Annotated in this window: 12 protein-coding genes and 2 pseudogenes; 12 read left to right on the top strand and 2 right to left on the bottom strand. The window is 43.2% G+C overall.

The annotated features are described in order from the left end of the window. The first annotated feature begins 235 nt into the window (after positions 1-235). The 4 genes from lldP to dld all read left to right on the top strand — a co-directional run bounded on the left by lldP (position 236) and on the right by dld (position 5,816). Entirely contained in the window at positions 236-1,903 is a 1,668-nt protein-coding gene (gene lldP, locus WBW42_RS16275; RefSeq protein ID WP_170815249.1) for an L-lactate permease, read from the top strand. Positions 1,904-1,922: 19 nt separating this feature from the next. Then, a complete protein-coding gene (gene lldR / locus WBW42_RS16270) occupies positions 1,923-2,675 on the top strand; it encodes a transcriptional regulator LldR (RefSeq protein WP_002120807.1) in 753 nt (250 codons plus the stop codon). Further along, entirely contained in the window at positions 2,672-3,817 is a 1,146-nt protein-coding gene (gene lldD, locus WBW42_RS16265; RefSeq protein ID WP_045126663.1) for an FMN-dependent L-lactate dehydrogenase LldD, read from the top strand. The genes lldR and lldD overlap by 4 nt, the downstream gene beginning before the upstream one ends. 292 nt (positions 3,818-4,109) lie before the next feature. Next, positions 4,110-5,816 (top strand): D-lactate dehydrogenase, encoded by a 1,707-nt coding sequence (dld, locus tag WBW42_RS16260; RefSeq protein ID WP_032070576.1) that lies wholly within the window; start codon positions 4,110-4,112, stop codon positions 5,814-5,816. A gap of 48 nt (positions 5,817-5,864) precedes the next feature. Here dld and WBW42_RS16255 read toward each other — a convergent pair whose 3' ends face one another. Together WBW42_RS16255 and WBW42_RS16250 are read right to left on the bottom strand one after the other, a co-directional pair. Further along, a complete protein-coding gene (locus tag WBW42_RS16255; RefSeq protein WP_002120735.1) occupies positions 5,865-7,079 on the bottom strand; it encodes an amino acid aminotransferase in 1,215 nt (404 codons plus the stop codon). Positions 7,080-7,414: 335 nt separating this feature from the next. Further along, positions 7,415-7,549: pseudogene (locus tag WBW42_RS16250) on the bottom strand (hypothetical protein). Between the two features lie 45 nt (positions 7,550-7,594). Here WBW42_RS16250 and WBW42_RS16245 point away from each other — a divergent pair. From WBW42_RS16245 to WBW42_RS16210, 8 genes and pseudogenes are all read left to right on the top strand, one after another. Further along, positions 7,595-8,305 carry a GntR family transcriptional regulator gene (locus WBW42_RS16245; RefSeq protein ID WP_001153627.1) on the top strand — a complete coding sequence of 237 codons (711 nt, stop codon included), beginning with the start codon at positions 7,595-7,597 and terminating at the stop codon, positions 8,303-8,305. Continuing rightward, positions 8,298-9,182 carry a methylisocitrate lyase gene (prpB, locus tag WBW42_RS16240; RefSeq protein ID WP_002120750.1) on the top strand — a complete coding sequence of 295 codons (885 nt, stop codon included), beginning with the start codon at positions 8,298-8,300 and terminating at the stop codon, positions 9,180-9,182. Before WBW42_RS16245 ends, prpB begins: the two co-directional genes overlap by 8 nt. 259 nt (positions 9,183-9,441) lie before the next feature. Beyond that, on the top strand, positions 9,442-10,599 hold the full coding sequence (gene prpC, locus WBW42_RS16235; RefSeq protein ID WP_004795430.1) for a bifunctional 2-methylcitrate synthase/citrate synthase: 1,158 nt from the start codon (positions 9,442-9,444) through the stop codon (positions 10,597-10,599). After that, on the top strand, positions 10,599-13,205 hold the full coding sequence (gene acnD, locus WBW42_RS16230) for a Fe/S-dependent 2-methylisocitrate dehydratase AcnD (protein WP_032070577.1): 2,607 nt from the start codon (positions 10,599-10,601) through the stop codon (positions 13,203-13,205). Before prpC ends, acnD begins: the two co-directional genes overlap by 1 nt. A gap of 158 nt (positions 13,206-13,363) precedes the next feature. Further along, positions 13,364-13,630 carry a hypothetical protein gene (locus WBW42_RS16225; RefSeq protein WP_005071845.1) on the top strand — a complete coding sequence of 89 codons (267 nt, stop codon included), beginning with the start codon at positions 13,364-13,366 and terminating at the stop codon, positions 13,628-13,630. Positions 13,631-13,961: 331 nt separating this feature from the next. Further along, the gene (locus tag WBW42_RS16220) at positions 13,962-14,096 is read left to right on the top strand and encodes a zinc ribbon-containing protein (RefSeq protein ID WP_080777074.1); all 135 of its coding nucleotides are present in this window, start codon (positions 13,962-13,964) and stop codon (positions 14,094-14,096) included. A 122-nt stretch (positions 14,097-14,218) separates the two neighbouring features. After that, complete coding sequence (locus WBW42_RS16215) at positions 14,219-14,794, top strand: DUF4126 domain-containing protein (protein WP_032070578.1); 576 nt, start codon at positions 14,219-14,221, stop codon at positions 14,792-14,794. Between the two features lie 405 nt (positions 14,795-15,199). Next, positions 15,200-15,295 (top strand): annotated as a pseudogene (locus WBW42_RS16210) (GNAT family N-acetyltransferase); the annotation flags it as partial. Positions 15,296-15,405 lie beyond the last annotated feature (110 nt).

Here is a 15,405-nt window from a genome sequence, read left to right as displayed (position 1 = left end):
AGACTTTAGTCTAATAAGAAAATTTCTAAATTAGAAAGAGCTTGATTTTACTTAGTACTATTGGTCTTACCAATTATGGTGACTATTTAATGATTGATCTTGCTAATATCTGCATTTATGATGTCTCCTGTGGTTTAAGGAACAACATTTGCACTTAATTTTTAATTGGTCATACCAATTGTGTTGAATGTTTAAGAATTTAAGGTACAAAAATTCGCCCCGGCATTTCAAGGAGATGACAATGCTCAATATGTGGCAACAACTTTATGACCCTTTAAATAATATTTGGCTGTCCAGTGCGGTTGCATTAATCCCGATTATTTTCTTCTTTTTAGCATTAGCAGTTTTTCGTTTAAAAGGCAGTATCGCGGGTACGGGCACAGTCATTATTGCATTATTGATTGCGCTCTTTTTCTATCAAATGCCGGGCCAAATGGCCTTTGCGTCAATCATTTACGGTTTCTTCTACGGTCTATGGCCAATTTCATGGATCATTATCGGGGCAGTTTTTCTATACAAAATTTCGGTAAAAACAGGCCAGTTTGAGATTATTCGGTCAAGCATTTTGTCAATTACCGAAGACCAACGTTTGCAAATGCTATTAGTTGGTTTTGCATTTGGTACTTTCCTTGAAGGGGCGGCGGGTTTTGGTGCTCCTGTAGCAATTACCGCTGCACTCCTTGTCGGTTTAGGGTTTAAACCACTTTATGCTGCTGGTTTATGTTTAATTGTAAATACGGCGCCAGTGGCATTCGGTGCAATGGGTATTCCAATTATTGTAGCGGGGCAGGTTTCTGGTGTAGACACCATGGAAATTAGCCAGATGGTGGGTCGTCAGTTGCCATTTTTAGTCATTATTGTGCTGTTCTGGATCATGGCGATTATGGATGGCTGGCGTGGTGTTAAAGAAACTTGGCCTGCGGTGTTAGTCGGTGGTGGTGCTTTTGCGATTGCCCAATATCTTACATCTAACTTCATTGGTCCAGAGTTACCAGACATTACTGCAGCAATTGCATCATTGGTGAGCTTAACTTTACTGTTCCGTGTTTGGAAACCCAAACATATTTTCCGTTTTGAACCTGAGGCGGGTCAAACTTTAACTCAACAACCTACTACGGTTCAACGTTATAGCATTGGCAAAATTGTGAAGGCATGGTCTCCATTTGCCATCTTAACGGTGATGGTCACCATCTGGAGTATTAAGCCATTTAAAGCATTATTTGCAAAAGATGGCGCTCTTGAGCACTGGATTTTTAAACTTGAAGTGCCGTATTTGCATAAATTGGTCGAAAAAATGCCGCCAATTGTGGCAGAGATGAAGCCATACGAAGCGATTTATAAGTTTGACTGGTTCTCTGCAACAGGTACTGCAATTTTTATTGCCGCAATCATCACTGCTATTTTCTTGAAAATGAAAGCAAGTGAGGCAGTTACAACCTTTGGTGAAACACTCAATGAGTTAAAAACACCGATTTATTCAATTGGTATGGTGTTGGCTTTTGCTTTTATTGCGAACTATTCAGGTTTATCTGCAACTTTGGCTTTGGCTCTATCGCATACGGGTCATGCGTTTACTTTCTTCTCACCATTTTTGGGCTGGCTTGGTGTATTCCTTACGGGTTCAGATACCTCTTCAAACGCTTTGTTCTCGGCTCTACAGGCGACTACGGCTCAGCAAATTGGTATTCCGGAAGTGTTATTGGTAGCTGCTAATACCAGTGGTGGTGTGACAGGTAAGATGATTTCTCCACAGTCAATTGCGATTGCGTGTGCAGCAGTAGGCTTAGTTGGAAAAGAATCTGACTTGTTCCGTTTCACGGTAAAACATAGCATCATATTCACTGTCTTTGTTGGCATCATTATTACGGTTCAGGCTTATCTGGTTCCGTGGATGATTCCATAACTCCAGTGAAGGAAACGCGATGAGAATCTCCGATCAAGTGGTCATGAAATTGCAGGCATTAATTGAAGAGCGTCACATGAAAAAAGGTGACCGTTTGCCTGCCGAACGCCAGCTTGCAACTAGTTTAGGAGTTTCTCGTCCGTCTTTGCGTGAAGCAATTCAACAGCTCAATAGTCAAGGGGTGCTCAGTAGCCGCCGTGGCGATGGGACTTATATTCAGCAGTTACCTGAACAGTGGCCACAGCAACTGATTGTGAACCCGATTAGTAACCTGATTGAAGAAGATCCGCTGTACCGTTTTGATGTGCAAGAGGCGCGGTTATTGCTTGAGGGTGGCACAGCTTGGTATGCCGCATTACGCTCAACGCCTGAAGATCGCGCCAAAATCCATCATTATTTTAATGAAATTAGTCGCCATCAAAATGCGGGTGACTCAGCACAGGCTGCGGTGGCCGATGCTGAATTCCACTTAGCGATTGCTGAAGCATCTCATAATGTGGTGCTGATTCAAATGATGCGTAGCCTGTTTGATTTGCTGCAATACAACGTCTTGTTAGGACGTAAGAAAGTTTATAACGATCCGGTCAATGGTGACTTGCTCAGCGAGCAGCATTTTCAGGTGATGGATGCTATTGATCGTAAAGATCCCGAAGCCGCACGCCAAGCTGTCTGCGGTCATATTGAATTTGTGATTAATCATGTGCGTTCTCTGGATGAAGATGAAGCTCGCCAGAAACGTGCAAATCGTTTAAATAGAGTTGATTCAAAATGATTATTTCTTCTGGCAATGATTATCGTGCTGCGGCACAACGTCGCTTACCTCCATTTTTATTTCACTACATTGATGGTGGAGCGTATTCGGAATATACCTTAAAGCGTAACGTACAAGATTTGTCAGAAATTGCATTGCGTCAACGTGTGCTCAACGACATGTCAGCGTTAAGTTTAGAGACAAAACTGTTTAACGAAACTTTGTCTATGCCGGTTGCATTAGCTCCTGTGGGTTTAACAGGTATGTATGCACGCCGTGGTGAAGTGCAGGCCGCGATGGCAGCCGATAAAAAAGGTATTCCATTTACGCTTTCAACGGTTTCGGTATGTCCGATTGAAGAAGTTGCACCTGCGATTAACCGCCCAATGTGGTTCCAGCTTTATGTATTACGTGACCGTGGTTTTATGCGTAATGCTTTGGAACGAGCAAAAGCAGCTGGCTGTTCAACACTTGTGTTTACTGTAGATATGCCTGTGCCAGGTGCACGTTACCGTGATGCCCATTCGGGGATGAGTGGACCAAATGCTGCGATGCGCCGTTATATGCAGTCTATGTTCCATCCACATTGGTCGTGGAATGTCGGCTTAATGGGGCGTCCGCATGACTTGGGTAATATCTCTAAATATTTAGGTAAACCGACTGGGCTTGAAGACTATATTGGCTGGTTAGGCTCGAACTTCGACCCATCCATTTCATGGAAAGACCTTGAGTGGATTCGTGAATTTTGGGATGGGCCAATGGTGATTAAGGGTATTTTAGACCCTGAAGATGCCAAAGATGCCGTGCGTTTTGGTGCAGATGGGATTGTGGTATCAAATCACGGTGGTCGTCAGTTAGATGGTGTGATGTCGTCTGCTCGTGCATTGCCTGCAATTGCCGATGCCGTCAAAGGTGATTTAGCGATTTTGGCTGACTCAGGCATTCGTAATGGCCTGGATGTGGTGCGTATGTTGGCACTCGGTGCAGATACGGTTTTACTTGGCCGTGCGTTTGTTTATGCCTTGGCAGCAGCAGGTGGACAAGGGGTCTCGAACTTACTTGATTTGATCGATAAAGAAATACGTGTTGCGATGACCTTAACGGGTGCTAAGTCGATTTCGGATATTAATGCGGATTGTTTAGTACAGGCGATGAAGTTCTAACATTTCCGTATTAACTTTGATGATATTGGCACGACGGAGTCTTATCGGAAAAAGTTCAATGTAAGTAGCTAATTGACGTTACTTTTTTAAAAAAGTAACCAAAAACTTTAGTTTCGATGACGGTACGTCCTTGCTACCGCATCGAAACGGCGGCATCCATGCCGCCAACCACGATAGTAAATACAGGGCTGATTCACATTAGGGAATGAGCTAATTAAATTATAAATTACAAACGGTAAGATCCCGTCGTGTTGGTCTAATTTGATAAATGGATGACCAAAAGGAAACCATCATGCAAACATTTTCTCCTCAAGCAGTGATCGAACGTTTACAGAATATTGTAGGGCGTTCTTATGTTTTGACCGATGATCAAAGTACGCGTCAGTACCGCCAAGGTCGTCGTTTTGGTGAGGGGAAAGTGCTTGCTGTGGTGGTGCCGGGGACCTTGCTAGAGCAATGGCAAGTGTTGCAGGCTGCAATTGAGGCAGACTGTATTGTGATTATGCAGGCGGCCAATACAGGACTCACTGGTGGTTCAACCCCATATGGCGATGATTATGACCGTCCTGTTTTGGTGATGAGTACGCGCCGATTAAAGGGCATTCAGGTCATTCATGACGGTAAGCAAGTGATTTGTTTGCCGGGTGCGACCTTAGATAATTTAGAGCAAATTTTAAAAGGCTATGACCGTGAGCCACATTCAGTAATTGGTTCATCTTGTATAGGTGCATCGGTACTTGGTGGGGTGTGTAATAACTCTGGTGGTGCCTTGGTACGCCGTGGTCCTGCGTATACTGAACTGGCGTTATATGCTCAGGTGAATGCTGCTGGTCAATTAGAACTGGTGAACCATTTAGGTGTGAATTTAGGCTCGACTCCTGAAGAAATTTTGACTCGTTTAGAGAAACAGCAATACCAAGCCTTAGATATTTTAGATGATGGCGAAAAGCAGGCGTCCGACCATCGCTATGCGCATGATGTAACGCAAGTTGATGAAGATACACCTGCACGTTTTAATGCAGACCCGTCACGTTTGTTTGAGGCTTCGGGTTCGGCAGGTAAAGTCTGTGTGTTTGCGGTACGTCTTGATACTTATGAAAAAGTAGAGAGCAATGTTTTTTATATTGGTACTAATGATGCCGATGACTTAACAGCGATTCGTCGTTACTTACTGACCTCACTGCCAAGCTTGCCAATTGCAGGCGAATATATTCATCGAGATGCTTACTTGATTGGTGAAAAGTATGGAAAAGACACGTTTTTATTTATTGAAAAGTTTGGCACAGCCAATGTTCCAAAAGCCTTTGCGATGAAAGATAAAGTCGATGGCTTTTTAGAAAAATTTAAAATTAAAGGTTTAACAGACCAGATTTTACAGGCGATTACCTTCTTTTTACCAAGTCATTTGCCTAAGCGTATGACCGAGTATCGAGACCGTTATGAGCACCATTTAGTTTTACGTGTCGAAAATAATTCAAAAGCACAGACTGAGCAGTTTTTAAAAGAATATTTTGCAGTGCACCAGTCAGGCGGTTATTTCGTATGCAGCGAAGAAGAAGGGCGAAAGGCCTTCTTACACCGTTTTGCGATTGCAGGAGCTGCAATTCGTTATCGCGATACGCACCGTAGTGAAGTTGAAGATATTGTGGCGCTTGATATTGCTTTACGTCGTAATGACCGTGAGTGGGTAGAGCAACTGCCGGCCGAGATGGAAAATAAAATCCTCCATAAACTCTATTATGGACATTTCTTTTGTCATGTGTTCCATCAGGACTATATTCTTAAAAAGGGTCATGACCCATTAGAAATGGAACATCAAATGTGGAAATTACTTGATGCGCGCCGTGCTGAATATCCGGCAGAGCATAATGTCGGGCATCTCTACATTGCTAAACCTGCTTTAGCCAATTTCTATCAAAAACTCGACCCAACCAATAGTTTTAATGTAGGGATTGGTCATACCTCAAAACTGAAATATTGGGGCAAAGCTAAATCTTAATATCGAGACATAAAAAAAGGCGCCGAAGCGCCTTTTTTAATAGATGATTTATGCTGCTTCTACTGATTTAGCAAGCACTTCTGCAACTGCTTTAGCAACAGTGTAAACATTGTTCATGTTTAAACCTGCTACACAAATACGGCCACTACGTACTAAGTAGATTGCATATTCTTCACGCAAGATATCCACTTGCTCAGCAGTTAAACCTGTGTAGCTGAACATACCTTTTTGGTTTACAAGGTAGCTAAAGTCACGGTCTGGTAATGCTTTAGTAAGTTCATCTTTCAAGATGCTACGCATTTTAATAATACGCTCACGCATCTCTTTCACTTCGCCTTGCCATTGTTGGTTAAGTGCAGCGTCATTTAACACTTCGTCAACTAACCAAGCACCTGTTGTAGGAGGGCTAGAGTAAATACGGCGTACAGTCGCTTTCAACTGACCGAATGTGCACTGAGCAGCTTCTGCATCGTCACATACGAAAGTTAAGCCGCCAACGCGCTCGCCATATAAAGAGAAGATTTTAGAGAACGAGTTGCTCACAATGAAGTTTAGACCTGCTTGGTCTAAAGCACGGATTGCATACGCATCTTCTTCCATACCGTCACCAAAACCTTGGTAAGCGATGTCTAGGAATGGAATAAGGTTACGGTCTTTTAATACTGCAATCACTTGGTCCCATTGCGCTGGGTTTAAGTCAGCACCAGTTGGGTTGTGGCAGCATGGGTGCAATAACACAATGCTTTGCTCAGGCAAAGTTTTAAGTGTAGACAACATACCGTCAAAATCTACACCGCGCGTTTCTGCATCGAAATATGGGTAGAAATGAGTTTTGATACCAGCGCCATTGAAAATCGCAACGTGGTTGTCCCAAGTTGGTTGGCTTACCCAAACGTCTGAATTTGGGAAATAAGTTTTTAAGAAATCCGCACCAACTTTCAATGCACCTGAACCACCAAGTGTTTGGATGGTTACAGCACGGCCAGCTTTAACTGCTGGGCTGTTTGCACCGAATAAAAGTGCTTGAATTGCTTCACGGTAAGGTTTGAAGCCTTCCATTGGCAAATAAAGTTTGGTTTTACCGTTTTTAGGCTCGATACGCTTTTGCGCTTCAATAATGGTCTCTAACTGAGGAACAATGCTGTCTTCGTTATAATAAAGACCAATACTCAAGTTTACTTTTTCAGAACGAGTATCAGCATTGAACTGTTCCATTAAAGAGAGAATTGGATCGCCTGCGTATGGGGGGATATGTTGAAACATCAAAAAAGTCCTTTCATTCAACAATATGCATAGTGCTGGGTTTTTTCTGTCTCGAAAAATACGCTACAACTATGTCGATGCTCAATAATGTATCAATAAAGCTACCGTGAAGCACCTGATAATTTCACTAATATCGATATTTTTTGGATGAAAATGATAAAAAGATTTAAAAGAAATTACGGTAAATAGAAACTAATTTCTAACTCATGCTTTCATTCAAGCAGATTGTCTACAATCTTGCTGTAATACATTGGTTGTAGACTAAAGTTTGAAACAAAAGATTAGAGGTCGAAAAGTAGCTAAAAAAGTGCCATAAATCTATAGGTAAAATAATATTAAATAACTGTTTTATAAATACTAATTGGCAAGTGGTTTAATGCTTTAAATATAAGGTGATATAAGCGGTGAGGCTATAAAAATTGACCTGATGCGTTCTGTGAAGTGTCAACAATCACCTTGATTTTTTTCATTCATACCGCTATAAAACTCATAATTGATTAAAAATTGTCGACAATATGCAAGATTTGACCTTCGCACCAGAGCCACTACAAAGTCAGGGAAGAACACTGACCGAGAATGTATTTAAACAAATACAGACGGCGATTGTTTTGGGTCAAATTCCGGCAGGTAGCAAAATTTCTGAGCCTGAACTGGCGCGGACTTATGGTATTAGCCGTGGGCCTTTGCGTGAAGCGATTCATCGCCTCGAAGGTCAACGTTTGGTTGAGCGCACTGCACATGTGGGCGCGCGCGTGGTTTCGCTTTCACTGCAACAGTTTAAAGAGCTTTACCAGATTCGTGCGTCATTAGAAGGTTTGGCTTGCAAACTTGCGGCACAGCATATTGATAAAAAGCAAATCTTGGCGCTACGTGATGTTTTGCGTATGCATGCTGAAGATGAAAACTTTAAAGCAGGTAAGGGATATTACTTGCAAGAAGGGCAGGACGATTTTCACTACTGCATTATCAAAAGTAGTGGCAATAAAACCCTAGAAAAAATGCTATGTGATGAGCTTTATCACCTCATCCGTATGTACCGAATTCAGTTTTCAAACACACCCGATCGACCGAGCAAAGCTTGGGACGAACATATCCGTATTTTAGATGCAATTGCAGAAGGCGATGGTGAACTTGCCGAGCTGCTCATGCATCGACATATCAATGCTTCTTACAAAATTATTGAGCAAACACTGCTACAAGCACAAGGAGAACATAACAATGGCTAAACAATCCGCAGGTCAGCTATTTCGCGATGCAGTAGCCCAAGAAAAGCCATTACAAGTGGTTGGAACCATCAATGCCAATCATGCACTTTTGGCAAAACGTGCAGGTTATAGAGCGATTTACTTATCAGGTGGTGGTGTAGCCGCTGGTTCTTTAGGCTTACCTGATTTGGGAATCAGTAACCTTGATGATGTGTTGACAGACGTACGCCGTATTACCGATGTATGTGATCTTCCATTATTAGTCGATGCTGACACAGGCTTTGGTGCTTCTGCATTTAACATTGCTCGAACTACAAAAGCACTGATCAAGTTTGGTGCTGCGGCAATGCATATTGAAGACCAAGTGGGCGCAAAACGTTGTGGTCACCGTCCGAACAAAGCCATTGTGACTCAAGAAGAAATGGTTGACCGTATTAAAGCAGCGGTCGATGCGCGTGGTGATGACAGCTTCGTGATTATGGCGCGTACCGATGCATTGGCTGTAGATGGCTTACAAGCTGCCATTGACCGTGCGGGTGCCTACATTGAAGCGGGTGCAGACATGTTGTTCCCTGAAGCAATTACCGAGCTTGATATGTACAAGCAATTTGCTCAGAAGACTGGCGCACCAATTTTGGCAAACATTACCGAGTTTGGTTCTACACCACTGTTTACTACTGAAGAGTTAGCATCTGCCGATGTAAGCCTTGCGCTTTATCCGCTTTCTGCTTTCCGTGCTATGAACAAAGCAGCCGAAACTGTGTATGAAACCTTGCGTAAAGAAGGCACGCAAAAGAACGTGGTTGATATTATGCAAACGCGTAAAGAGCTATATGAACGCATTAACTACTACGCGTTTGAAGACTACTTAGACAACGCATTTGCTAAAAAGAAATAAACAAGCCCTCTTTTAAAAGAAGGGGAAGCGATGGTCTTGGCTATCGTGAGGGCGGCATGGATGCCGCTACGTTGGACTGCGATATAGGGATATATCGTCAGACCAACAAGGATTTTTGCTTACTTTTCATCCGTGAAAAGTAAGGCGAACGGCAGGTTAATCCAAAAATTGGATGAGAACTCGGCAAGAAGCTGTCGCGTTTTTACCCAAGTAAAAATTGAACAAACAACAAATTCTGGTTGATATAAAGGATGATTCTATGAGCTCAAATGAAACAACAACAGGCTTCAAACCAAAAAAATCAGTTGCACTTAGCGGACAAGTTGCAGGCAACACAGCACTGTGTACCGTAGGACGTAGCGGTAACGACTTGCACTATCGTGGCTATGACATTCTTGACCTTGCAGCAGGTAGCCAGTTTGAAGAAGTTGCTCACTTGCTCGTACATGGCAAATTACCAAACAAAGCTGAACTCAAAGCGTATAAAGCAAAATTAAAAGCACTTCGTGGCTTACCTGCAGCACTTAAAACTGCACTTGAGCAATTACCACCGTCTGCACACCCAATGGATGTGATGCGTACAGGTGTTTCAGTTCTAGGTTGCTTAACGCCAGAACATGAAGACCATAACGAAGCGGGCGCAAAAGACATTGCTGACAAATTAATGGCAAGCTTAGGTTCAATGCTGCTTTATTGGTATCACTTCAGCAACAACGGTCGTCGTATTGAAGTTGAAACAGATGACGACTCAATTGCAGCGCATTTCTTACATTTACTTCATGGCGAAAAACCATCTGAAGAATGGATTCAAGCAATGCATACATCGCTTATTTTGTATGCTGAGCACGAGTTTAACGCATCGACATTTACGTCACGTGTAGTTGCAGGTACAGGTTCAGACATGTACTCAGCAATTACAGGCGGTATTGGTGCACTTCGCGGACCTAAGCACGGTGGTGCAAACGAAGTTGCATTCGTGATTCAACAGCGTTACGACAACGCAGACGAAGCAGAAGCTGACATCCGTAAACGTGTTGAAAATAAAGAAGTTGTGATCGGTTTTGGTCACCCTGTATATACAGTTTCTGACCCACGTAACGAAGTGATCAAGAAAGTTGCGCACGACTTAGCAGAAGCACAAGAGAACACCAAAATGTACCTCATCGCTGAGCGTTTAGAAGCAGTGATGAAAGAAGTGAAAAACATGTTCCCGAACCTCGACTGGTTCAGTGCGGTGAGCTATCACTTAATGGGTGTTCCAACTGCAATGTTTACACCGTTATTCGTAATTGCACGTACAGCAGGCTGGTCAGCGCACGTGATTGAACAACGTCAAGACGGCAAAATCATTCGTCCAAGCGCGAACTACACAGGCCCTGAAAACCTCGAATTTAAACCATTGGCGGAGCGTGGTTAATGAACACAAAATACCGTAAACCGCTGGCAGGAACCCAGCTTGAATATTACGACGTGCGTCAAGCCGTTGAAGATATTCAGCCAGGCGCATACGAAAAACTGCCTTACACATCTAAAGTACTTGCAGAGCAATTGGTACGCCGTGCCGATGCCGAGAACTTAACTGCCTATTTAACGCAGTTGATTGAACGCCGTCAGGACTTGGACTTTCCTTGGTACCCTGCGCGCGTGGTGTGTCATGACATTTTGGGTCAAACTGCATTGGTTGACCTTGCAGGCTTACGTGATGCAATTGCAGACAAAGGCGGTGACCCATCTAAAGTTAACCCAGTTGTGCCAACACAACTGATTGTCGACCACTCTTTAGCAGTGGAATACGGTGGTGCTGACCCAGACGCTTTTGCAAAAAACCGTGCTGTTGAAGACCGTCGTAACGAAGACCGTTTCCACTTTATTGAGTGGACTAAAACAGCATTTAAAAATGTCGATGTAATCCCTGCGGGGAACGGCATTATGCACCAGATTAACCTAGAGAAAATGTCTCCGGTGATTCAGGCGCGTGATGGCGTAGCATTCCCAGACACTTGCGTCGGTACAGACTCACATACACCACATACAGACGCTTTGGGCGTAATTTCTGTGGGTGTGGGTGGTTTAGAAGCTGAAAATGTAATGTTGGGCCGTGCATCTTGGATGCGTCTGCCAGACATTATTGGTGTTGAGTTTGTAGGTCAGCGTCAGGCAGGCATTACAGCAACAGATATCGTACTTGCTCTGACTGAGTTCTTGCGTAAAGAGCGCGTGGTTGGTGCTTACCTTGAGTTCTTTGGTGAAGGCGCTGACAGTATGTCTGTGGGCGACCGTGCAACCATTTCGAACATGACTCCAGAATATGGCGCTACGGCTGCGATGTTCTACATCGACCAAAACACAATCGACTACTTACGCCTCACAGGCCGTGAAGATGCTCAAGTGGCATTGGTTGAACAGTACGCAAAAGAAATCGGCCTATGGGCAGCTGACATGACCAAAGCAGAGTACCCACGTGTACTTCGTTTTGACCTATCGACAGTCACACGTAATATTGCTGGCCCATCAAACCCACATGCACGTGTTTCAACTGCGGACCTAAAAGAAAAAGGCATTGCAGGTGTTGTTGAAAACCGTTCTGATGGCTTAATGCCAGATGGCGCAATCATTATTGCCGCAATTACTTCGTGTACCAATACTTCTAACCCACGTAACACTGTGGCGGCAGGTTTGTTGGCACGTAAGGCAAATGAACTTGGTTTAGTTCGTAAACCTTGGGTGAAATCATCATTTGCACCGGGTTCAAAAGCGGCTGCACTTTACCTTGAAGAAGCGGGTGTTCTAAAAGACTTAGAACAACTTGGTTTTGGTATTGTGGCTTACGCTTGTACGACTTGTAATGGTATGTCGGGTGCGTTAGATCCAGTCATTCAACAAGAAATTATTGACCGTGACTTGTACGCAACAGCAGTACTCTCTGGTAACCGTAACTTCGATGGCCGTATCCATCCTTATGCAAAACAAGCATTCTTGGCATCTCCACCGCTTGTTGTGGCATATGCAATTGCAGGTACGATTCGTTTTGACATCGAAAAAGATGCGTTAGGTCATGACAAAGAAGGTAACCCGATTTACCTCAAAGACATCTGGCCGTCTGATGCTGAAATTGATGCCTTAGTTAAAGAAGCCGTGAAGCCTGAACAGTTCCGTAAAGTCTACATTCCAATGTTTGACTTAGGTGAAGTTGAGCAAGCGAAAAGCCCACTTTACGACTGGCGTCCGCAAAGTACTTACATCCGCCGTCCACCATATTGGGAAGGGGCGTTGGCTGCACCACGTACTTTGGCGAATATGCGTCCGCTTGCGATTTTGGGTGACAACATCACTACCGACCACTTGTCGCCTTCAAACGCGATTTTGATGGACTCGGCTGCGGGTGAATACCTTCATAAAATGGGCGTACCAGAAGAAGACTTCAACTCATACGCAACGCACCGTGGTGACCACTTGACTGCACAACGTGCAACATTTGCCAACCCGAAACTCTATAACGAAATGGTGGTTCGATCAGACGGTACCATTAAGCAAGGTTCAAAAGCGCGTGTAGAGCCAGAAGGCGAAGTGATGCGTATGTGGGAAGCGATTGAAACCTACATGAACCGTAAGCAGCCGTTAATTATTATTGCGGGTGCTGACTACGGTCAGGGTTCAAGCCGTGACTGGGCTGCAAAAGGTGTACGCCTTGCAGGTGTTGAAGCGATTGTGGCTGAAGGTTTTGAGCGTATTCACCGTACTAACTTGGTGGGTATGGGCGTGTTACCACTTGAGTTTAAACCGGGCGTAAACCGCAAGACGTTAAAACTAGATGGTACAGAGCTTTATAGTGTGATTGGTAATATTGCGCCGCGTTCGACTTTAACTTTAGTGATTGAACGTGCCACAGCGGATGGTAAAGAAGAGATTCTTGAAGTGCCTGTGACTTGCCGTTTAGATACAGAAGAAGAAGTTTCTGTATATGAAGCGGGCGGTGTATTACAGCGTTTTGCGCAAGACTTTTTAGAAGGCCAAGTGGCTTAATTTTTAGTCTACAACTGATTGAAAATTATTCTAAAGAGCCCTATCTTGATGATGGGGTTTTTTACTATACATTGTGTAAAAAGAGTTGATAGCCTCATAAAAATTGCATTTAAAATAGATTTTTTTAGATAAATATCCATATAAAAAAGGATCAAAAATTGGAAACAACAAATAAATTAGATAATCAAGCTGAGAGGAAGTTACCAGTTAAAGCTCATCTATTATGTGGCTGGCCACTCGTACTTATGTTGGTTGGAGGTGCTATTGGTGGAGCTCTTGGAGCAAGTGCCTATGGTATAAATGTTAAGATCTATAAAGCAAACTTATCAAATATCGCTAAAGTACTACTCAATTTGTTGACAGGTTTAACAGCTATTATTCTTATGCTTATTGCGGCAAATTTGATTCGAATGTATTTTCTTTAAAGTGATTTATCGTATAAAAAAAGCCCGACATCCTGTCGGGCTTTTTTGTATTTGGTTGCTAGATATGACTCCTGTCGTATCTCACGATCCTGATGCATGAACCTATTATTGTTGTTTTATGTTCCGGAACATCCTGTTCCTGTATGAGTTCATATTAGAAAAAAAGCAGGAGACAGCCAATCCGCTAAATCCCTAAATCTATGTAAGATAAATCGTACAAATAACATTTTTTGCATTTATGCCATCATCATCGGGCGAAATGGACAATTGACATTCACTTTAAGTGGGTTATATTCCTGTTTAATATATATACGATTATAGGAATGTAATCATGGTAACAGCTGGCGAAAAACCCGGAACAGGCTTCTATTTCTGTGCTCAGTGCGGACATAGAGTGTTTTTAGAAATTAACACAGACCCTTTACCACCTTGCACTAAATGCTATTGCACTGAGTTTAAACGTTAAGAATGAAATAATATTTGCGTTCGCATTTAACAAAAAGCCCTGTCACCCGATGGGGCTTTTTGTTAGTTTAAAAATAAGACTTACATAACAAGACCCGCGATGGGCATGAAAAGGAAACCGTTATGGAAACAATATTGGGTTTATGTATTGGCGTGGGGCTGAGCGCTGCCTGCGGTTTTCGCGTGTTTGTGCCGCTACTGGTCATGAGCATTGCCACCATGATGGGATGGTTTGAGCCATCGAAAGGATTTGAATGGTTAGCTCTGCCATCGGTGTGTTTGGCTTTGGGCGTGGCAACGGTATGTGAAATTGCAGCCTATTACATTCCTTGGGTCGATAATGCCTTAGACACAGTCGCGACTCCTGCGGCGATGATCGCGGGTACATTAGCGACAATGGCGGTTAGTAGTGGCGAAATGTCTCAGTTTGCCAGTTGGGCGGCAGCGATTATTGTGGGCGGTGGTACGGCTGGTGTGGTGCAAATGAGTACAGTCGCTGCACGCGGTGTTTCGACTGCAACTACGGGTGGCTTGGGTAATTTTGTCGTTGCGACAGGAGAGTGGATTGGAGCAATCTTACTTTCAGTTTCAGCCATGTTAGTGCCTGCGCTTGTCGCGGTAGTAGTGCTGATTGCGGTAATTTTAGCGGTACGTTGGATACGCCATAAAAAGCAAGAACAGGCGCATAGTCCTCTATAGGTTTAGCCTAAACATCATTTTTAAACAGCAATAAAAAAAGCCCAACATCCTGTTGGGCTTTTTCGTATTTGGGTACTAGATATGACTCCTGTCGTATCTCACGCTCCTGGTGCTTGAACCTATTATTGTTGTTTTGTGTTCCGGAACATCCTGTTCCTGCATGAGTTCATAATAGTAAAGAAGGAGGGTGTCGCCAATCCGCAAAATCCCTAAAAGTTTGTAGGTTAAAACGTACATTGAAACATGGTGTAGGGCGTTTTGTAGTTACAGAGGGGGCGAATAGAGGGGGCTTACTTTTACCTAATCATTTAAGATGTTGAGAAGAATAAGAGTTGCTATTGATAACAATATGTTATGTTTAAGTTTGGTTGTAAAAAGAACAATTTTATCGGGAGTAATGAATAAATGACCGTTATGTTGGTAAAACCTCATTTAAGGTTTAAAGAGAGTTATAACAACTATATTAATGAATTAGCAGATGAAGATCGTCACCCTTTGACTGAATAGCCACCGATTTTGTAGACACCTTTTAGTTAGATAAAATGGCTAATTAACGAGGTGCTTATGAGCAGTAAACGATACCCTGAAGAATTCAAAATTGAAGCAGTAAA

The organism is Acinetobacter sp. LT1 (assembly GCF_059800965.1).
This window is presented reverse-complemented; position numbering and strand designations above follow the sequence as displayed.

What these genes read in the sequence shown, in the direction of transcription:
- lldD (WP_045126663.1), top strand. Translation starts at nt 2,672, where the DNA reads ATGATTATTTCTTCTGGCAATGATTATCGTGCTGCGGCACAACGTCGC.
- WBW42_RS16255 (WP_002120735.1), bottom strand. Translation starts at nt 7,079, where the DNA reads ATGTTTCAACATATCCCCCCATACGCAGGCGATCCAATTCTCTCTTTA.
- lldR (WP_002120807.1), top strand. Translation starts at nt 1,923, where the DNA reads ATGAGAATCTCCGATCAAGTGGTCATGAAATTGCAGGCATTAATTGAA.
- WBW42_RS16220 (WP_080777074.1), top strand. Translation starts at nt 13,962, where the DNA reads ATGGTAACAGCTGGCGAAAAACCCGGAACAGGCTTCTATTTCTGTGCT.
- prpC (WP_004795430.1), top strand. Translation starts at nt 9,442, where the DNA reads ATGAGCTCAAATGAAACAACAACAGGCTTCAAACCAAAAAAATCAGTT.
- dld (WP_032070576.1), top strand. Translation starts at nt 4,110, where the DNA reads ATGCAAACATTTTCTCCTCAAGCAGTGATCGAACGTTTACAGAATATT.
- acnD (WP_032070577.1), top strand. Translation starts at nt 10,599, where the DNA reads ATGAACACAAAATACCGTAAACCGCTGGCAGGAACCCAGCTTGAATAT.
- lldP (WP_170815249.1), top strand. Translation starts at nt 236, where the DNA reads ATGACAATGCTCAATATGTGGCAACAACTTTATGACCCTTTAAATAAT.
- prpB (WP_002120750.1), top strand. Translation starts at nt 8,298, where the DNA reads ATGGCTAAACAATCCGCAGGTCAGCTATTTCGCGATGCAGTAGCCCAA.
- WBW42_RS16245 (WP_001153627.1), top strand. Translation starts at nt 7,595, where the DNA reads ATGCAAGATTTGACCTTCGCACCAGAGCCACTACAAAGTCAGGGAAGA.
- WBW42_RS16215 (WP_032070578.1), top strand. Translation starts at nt 14,219, where the DNA reads ATGGAAACAATATTGGGTTTATGTATTGGCGTGGGGCTGAGCGCTGCC.